This is a genomic window from Streptomyces sp. NPDC005070, assembly GCF_053600395.1.
In genome coordinates this window covers 1-1,075 of record NZ_JBSFZS010000586.1, presented here as the reverse complement: position 1 = coordinate 1,075, position 1,075 = coordinate 1, and the positions used below count along the sequence as shown (strand labels likewise).

At 72.7% G+C, this 1,075-nt stretch carries 1 protein-coding gene and 1 pseudogene; both read left to right on the top strand.

Annotated features, from left to right (window positions below; all coding sequences use genetic code 11):
* A pseudogene (locus ACWEBX_RS41365) lies at positions 1–181 on the top strand (hypothetical protein); the annotation flags it as partial.
* On the top strand, positions 178–1,075 hold an 898-nt coding region (locus ACWEBX_RS41360; protein ID WP_451889810.1), incomplete at its 3' end, for a DUF1206 domain-containing protein. The pseudogene ACWEBX_RS41365 and the gene ACWEBX_RS41360, both read left to right, overlap by 4 nt.

Here is a 1,075-nt window from a genome sequence, read left to right as displayed (position 1 = left end):
GGAACTTTCGGGGCAGCCGGTCGTGGAGGCACAGGGTGGCCCCCGCGCGACACAGCGTCTGCGGGAGGTTCTCGGTGCCGCCTTCACCGTGCACGAACTGGGCACGGAGGCCGGTGACCAGGAGGTTCAGATGAAACTGCGGCTGGAATCGAGTACGGCGCACGAGACGCGGCCCGTGTGAACGCCGGGTCGGTGGCCCGCGAGGGAGAGATCGGCGCCCGTCGCGCGGCGACCGGTTCCGCACGCGAGGGAGCCGCTCGCGCGGGGCTGGTCGCCCGGGGGGTGATCTATGTCCTGGTCGGCCTGCTGGCCCTGCGCCACGCCTTCGGCGACAGCGGCGGGCGGCAGGCCGACCGGAGTGGTGCGCTGCAGGAGATCGCCGCCAAGCCGTTCGGCGCGGCGCTGCTGTGGGCTCTCGGCGCGGGGCTCGTCGGCATGGCGTTGTGGCGCCTTTCCGAGGCGCTGTTCGGCGCCGCCGGACAGGACGGCGGCGAGGCGGGCAAGCGTCTGATGTCCGCCGCGCGGTGTGTGTTCTACGGGTTCGTCGCGTACTCGGTGCTGGCCTTCGCGGCCGGCTCGCGCGGCAGCGGTTCGGGCGACCGGCAGTCCCGGGACGTCACGGCCAAGGCGCTGGGCATGCCCGGCGGTCAGTGGATCGTCGGCGCCGCGGGCGTGGGTCTGGTCGTCGCGGGTGGCTGGATCGCCGTACGGGCCGTGCTGCGCAAGTACCACAAGCATCTCAAGCTCGGTGAGATGTCACGGCGGGTCCGCAGGGCCGTCGACACGGCGGGTGTGGGTGGCGGGGCCGCGCGGGGCGTGGTGTTCGCGGCGGCGGGAGTCTTCGCGGTCCGGGCCGCCGTGGAGTACCGGCCCGATGAGGCCAAGGGAATGGACGGCACGCTGCGGTCCTTCGCGGCGGCGCCGATGGGCCCGTGGCTGCTGGCCTGCGTGGCCGCCGGTCTCGTCCTCTTCGGGGTGTTCTCGTTCGCGATGGCACGGTGGCGGAAGGGAGGACCCATCAACAAGCTCGCCGCCGAACGGTATGTGTGCAAGGCCGCCAGACTGCCCATGTTCT